Here is a 4,936-nt window from a genome sequence, read left to right as displayed (position 1 = left end):
CGGTGGTCGTCAACCGGCCGGGCGCCCCTGTGTGTTCTCGTACTACGCCGACTTCTCGTGGCGGCCGTCGTTCTTCACGATCCGCGGCACCAGCGTCGGGTTCACGTTGTTGTGGACGACGTCCGAGGTGATGACCACGCGGGCCACGTCCTTGCGGGACGGGACCTCGTACATCACCGACATCAGGACCTCTTCCATGATGGCCCGCAGGCCACGCGCGCCCGTGCCGCGCAGGATCGCCTGGTCGGCGATGGCCTCCAGGGCCGGGCGGTCGAAGTCCAGCTCCACGCCGTCGAGTTCGAAGAGGCGCTGGTACTGCTTCACCAGCGCGTTGCGCGGCTCGACGAGGATCTTGAGCAGGGCCTCGCGGTCGAGGTTGTGGACCGAGGTGATGACCGGGAGGCGGCCGATGAACTCCGGGATCATCCCGAACTTCACCAGGTCCTCCGGCATGACCTCCTGGAACTGGTCGCTCGCCTCGATCTCGCGCTTGGAGCGGATCGTCGCCCCGAAGCCGATGCCCTTGGCGCCCGCACGCGACTCGATGATCTTCTCCAGGCCGGCGAAGGCGCCGCCCACGATGAAGAGCACGTTCGTCGTGTCGATCTGGATGAACTCCTGGTGCGGGTGCTTCCGGCCGCCCTGCGGCGGTACGGAGGCGGTGGTGCCCTCCAGGATCTTGAGGAGCGCCTGCTGGACGCCCTCACCGCTCACGTCACGCGTGATCGACGGGTTTTCGCTCTTCCGGGCGACCTTGTCGATCTCGTCGATGTAGATGATCCCGGTCTCGGCCTTCTTGACGTCGTAGTCGGCCGCCTGGATCAGCTTGAGCAGGATGTTCTCGACGTCCTCGCCGACATAGCCGGCCTCCGTCAGCGCCGTCGCGTCGGCGATGGCGAACGGGACGTTGAGCATCCGGGCCAGGGTCTGCGCGAGGAGCGTCTTGCCGGACCCGGTGGGGCCCAGCAGCAGAATGTTGGACTTCGCCAGCTCGATGGCGTCGTCACGGCCGGCGCCGCCGCCGTTCTCACCTGCCTGGACCCGCTTGTAGTGGTTGTACACCGCGACCGAGAGGGCCTTCTTCGCGGGCTCCTGCCCGACGACGTACCCCTCGAGGAATTCGTAGATCTCGCGCGGCTTGGGGAGCTCCTCCCACCGCACCTCGCTCGTCTCGGCGAGTTCTTCCTCGATGATCTCGTTGCAGAGGTCGATGCACTCATCGCAGATGTACACACCGGGTCCCGCGATGAGCTTCTTCACCTGCTTCTGGCTCTTTCCGCAGAACGAGCACTTGAGCAGATCGCCGCCATCACCGATGCGTGCCACGAGGTGCTTCCCCTTCGCCTGGGAGCGCTTGGTTCAGCGACTCCTGGTGCCTCATATTCGACGGTACCTTGCCGGGCCCCCCGTTCGGGCCCCCCTTGGCACGGTTCACATGGTCGTGATTCGGCCACGCGGACCGTGCCAGGGGAAGGCCGAGCGTCAGGCTGCCGCGGCGGCCGTGGTCTTTCGGGTCGAGACGATCTGGTCGACCAGGCCGTACGCGAGGGCGTCCTCGGCGGTCAGGATCTTGTCGCGCTCGATGTCGTCGCGGATCTTCTCGATCGGAGTCGAGGAGTGCTTGGCCAGCATTTCTTCCAGCTGGGTCCGCATCCGCAGGATCTCGTTGGCCGCGATCTCCAGGTCGGAGAGCTGCTCACGGCCGGTGCCGCCGGACGGCTGGTGGATCAGCACGCGGGCGTTCGGCAGGGCCATCCGCTTGCCGGGCGTACCGGCGGCGAGCAGCACGGCCGCGGCGGAGGCCGCCTGGCCCATGCAGACCGTCTGGATGTCCGGCTTGACGAACTGCATCGTGTCGTAGATGGCGGTCAGCGCGGTGAAGGAGCCACCCGGGCTGTTGATGTAGATCGAGATGTCGCGGTCCGGGTCCATCGACTCCAGGCACAGCAGCTGGGCCATGACGTCGTTGGCGGAGGCGTCGTCGATCTGCACGCCGAGGAAGATCACGCGCTCCTCGAAGAGCTTCGCGTACGGGTCGTACTCACGCACGCCCTGCGAGGTGCGCTCGACGAAGCGCGGGACGACGTACCGGTTGTCCATCGGCGCGCCGGTGTAGAGGCCGCTCGGGGAGAGGTTGTTCTGCATCTGGATGTTCACCGTCCTGGTGGCGTTCGGCGGGGGCTGGGGCTCTTCAGCGGTCTGCCGGGCTCAGGCGCCCGTGCCGCCGCCGCCGGGAACGCCCGCGGCGTGGGTGATGATGTCGTCGATGAGGCCGTAGTTCTTGGCCTCCTCCGCGGTGAACCAGCGGTCGCGGTCGCCGTCGCGGATGATCGTCTCGACGGTCTGGCCGGAGTGGTGCGCGGTGATCTCGGCCATGCGCTTCTTCGTACGAAGGAGGTACTCGGCCTGGATCTTGATGTCCGAGGCCGTGCCGCCGATGCCGGCGGAGCCCTGGTGCATCAGGACGTCGGTGTTCGGCAGCGCGAAGCGCTTGCCGGCGGAGCCGCCGGTCAGCAGGAACTGGCCCATCGAGGCCGCCATGCCCATACCGATGGTCACGACGTCGTTCGGGATGTACTGCATGGTGTCGTAGATGGCCATGCCGGCCGTCACCGAGCCACCGGGGCTGTTGATGTACAGGAAGATGTCCTTCTCCGGGTCTGCGGCCAGGAGAAGCATCTGCGCGGTGATCTTGTTGGCGATCTCGTCGTCGACCTGCTGGCCGAGGAAGATGATGCGCTCGCCGAGCAGCCGGTTGTAGACATGGTCGCCGAGGCCACCACCGATGGACGGCTCACCCGCGGCGTAAGGCTTCAGATTCGTCACGTATCCACCTGCTCGTCTCCGACGGCGACGGCCGTCTCAGCGTCTCGTTCTGAGGGCAGTGCCCTCGTATTCATGGACCCTAACGCGCAGGTAGGACAACGCCATCCCGGTTCCCTAACTGTTCGCTGGGAGCGCAAGGTTGTCGGGGGCCCTGCGGGCCGGGGAATACGGGCACGGGCCCGGCGCACCGCAGTGCGTCCGGGCCCGTGGACCAGGGGTTCGGCGCGGGCGCCGGAGCCCTTACTTCTCCTCGGCGACCTCGGCCTCGCCGGTGACGGCCTCGACCGTCTCGACGGCGGCCTCGGTCTCGTCCTCGTCGTCCTCGAGGTCCACGACCTCACCGTTGGTGTCGACGACCTTGGCGGCCTCGACGACGACCGCGAGGGCCTTGCCGCGGGCGACCTCGCCGACGAGCATCGGCACCTGGCCACCCTCGACGACGGCCTGGGCGAACTGGTCGGGGCTCATGCCGGAGGAAGCGGCGCGGCGCATGAGGTGCTCGGTGAGCTCCTCCTGGCTGACGTTGAGCTTCTCCTTGTTGACGAGCTCATCGAGGATGAACTGCGTCTTGATGCCCTTCTCGGCCTGCTCCTTGGTCTCCGCCAGGAACTCTTCCTCGGTCTTGCCCTGGATCTCCAGGTACTTCTCGAGGGTCAGGCCCATCTGGCCGAGCTGGTGGTGCTCCAGGTTGTGCTTGCGGGTGTTGATCTCGTCCTCGAGCAGCTTCTCGGGCATCGGGACGTCCGCCAGCTTCAGCAGCTCGTCGAGGACGCGCTCCTGGGCCTGGGTGGCCTGGTCGAACTGCTTCATGTTCTCGAGGCGCTTGCGGCTGTCGGCCTTGAGCTCGTCGAGGGTGTCGAACTCCGACGCGAGCTGCGCGAAGTCGTCGTCCAGCTCGGGGAGCTCACGGGCGGCGACGGCGGTGACCTTGACGGTGACCTCGGCGTCCTTGCCCTCGGCGGAGCCGCCCTTCAGCTGCGAGGTGAAGGTGGCCTCGCCGCCGGCCTCCAGGCCGGTGACGGCCTCGTCGATGCCGTCGAGGAGCTCGCCGGAACCGATGGTGTACGAGACGCCCTGGGCGACACCGTCGGGAAGGACCTCGCCGTCGACCTTGGCCTCGAGGTCGATGGTGACGACGTCACCCTCGGCCGCGGCGCGCTCGACCGGGTTGGTGGAGGCGAAGCGCTCGCGCAGCTGCTCCACGGACTTCTCGACGTCCTCGTCGGTGACCTCGACCGCGTCGACGGTGACCTCGATGCCGGAGTAGTCCGGGATCTCGATCGTCGGGCGGATGTCGACCTCGGCGGTGAAGGCCAGCAGCTCGCCGTCCTTCAGCTCCGTGATGTCGACCTCGGGCTGACCCAGCGGGTTGACCTCGGCCTCGTTGACGGCCTCGGTGTAGAACTTCGGGAGCGCGTCGTTGACGGCCTCCTCCAGCACCGCACCACGGCCGAACCGCTGGTCGATCACACGAGCCGGGATCTTGCCCTTGCGGAAGCCCTTGACCGTGACCTGCTGGTTGATCTTCTTGTACGCCGCGTCGAGGCTGTCCTTGAGCTCCTCGAAGGGCACCTCGACAGTGAGCCGAACCCGAGTCGGGTTCAGGGTCTCCACGGCGCTCTTCACGGTTCGGTCTCCTTGGTGGCTGATTCTTGGATTCTGCCGATGCCGCTTGGTGGCGGTTCCGGCCGATCGGCCCGGTCAGAGAGACACACGGGCACGCAGCTTGCATAGTAACCGCAAGCGGGATGACGCCCACAACGCGATCTTGTGTTGCGTGATCATGGTGGTCGGGGTGGCGGGATTTGAACCCACGGCCTTCCGCTCCCAAAGCGGACGCGCTACCAAGCTGCGCCACACCCCGTCGGTGCGACACGTAGGGTACATGCACGGAGACAGTGCGACGTCCCCTGTTTTAGGGGTGTGCGGGGACCGCCCGGAACCCGCTACGATGCTGTCCGTGCCGCGGCCCTCGTGACCTGCGGCGCGACCTGTTGCGGGCGTAGCTCAATGGTAGAGCCCTAGTCTTCCAAACTAGCTACGCGGGTTCGATTCCCGTCGCCCGCTCTTCCGGCCTCGGGGCGGGTCTTTTTGTTATATCCTAGGGCAC

Annotated in this window: 4 protein-coding genes and 2 tRNA genes; 1 reads left to right on the top strand and 5 read right to left on the bottom strand. The window is 66.8% G+C overall.

Going from position 1 to position 4,936, the window contains the following annotated elements; translation table 11 throughout:
* Positions 1-42: 42 nt before the first annotated feature.
* From clpX to ACFV9D_RS38830, 5 genes are all read right to left on the bottom strand, one after another.
* The gene (gene clpX / locus ACFV9D_RS38850; protein ID WP_385157837.1) at positions 43-1,326 is read right to left on the bottom strand and encodes an ATP-dependent Clp protease ATP-binding subunit ClpX; all 1,284 of its coding nucleotides are present in this window, start codon (positions 1,324-1,326) and stop codon (positions 43-45) included.
* Between the two features lie 156 nt (positions 1,327-1,482).
* Positions 1,483-2,145, bottom strand: coding sequence for an ATP-dependent Clp protease proteolytic subunit (locus tag ACFV9D_RS38845; RefSeq protein ID WP_385157834.1), 663 nt, complete (start codon positions 2,143-2,145; stop codon positions 1,483-1,485).
* 63 nt (positions 2,146-2,208) lie between these two features.
* Positions 2,209-2,826: an ATP-dependent Clp protease proteolytic subunit gene (locus tag ACFV9D_RS38840; protein WP_385157831.1), complete on the bottom strand. Its 618-nt coding sequence runs from the start codon at positions 2,824-2,826 to the stop codon at positions 2,209-2,211.
* Positions 2,827-3,066: 240 nt separating this feature from the next.
* A complete protein-coding gene (gene tig / locus ACFV9D_RS38835) occupies positions 3,067-4,452 on the bottom strand; it encodes a trigger factor (RefSeq protein ID WP_385157828.1) in 1,386 nt (461 codons plus the stop codon).
* Positions 4,453-4,613: 161 nt separating this feature from the next.
* A tRNA-Pro gene (locus tag ACFV9D_RS38830) sits at positions 4,614-4,690 on the bottom strand.
* A gap of 132 nt (positions 4,691-4,822) precedes the next feature.
* On the opposite strand from ACFV9D_RS38830, the gene ACFV9D_RS38825 reads away from it, so the two are divergent.
* Positions 4,823-4,893, top strand: a tRNA-Gly gene (locus ACFV9D_RS38825).
* Positions 4,894-4,936: the final 43 nt, after the last annotated feature.

The organism is Streptomyces sp. NPDC059875 (genome assembly GCF_042731085.1).
Classification (GTDB): Bacteria; Actinomycetota; Actinomycetes; order Streptomycetales; family Streptomycetaceae; genus Streptomyces.
Note: the sequence above shows the minus strand (reverse complement) of the source record. Positions and strands in the feature narration are given on the sequence as shown.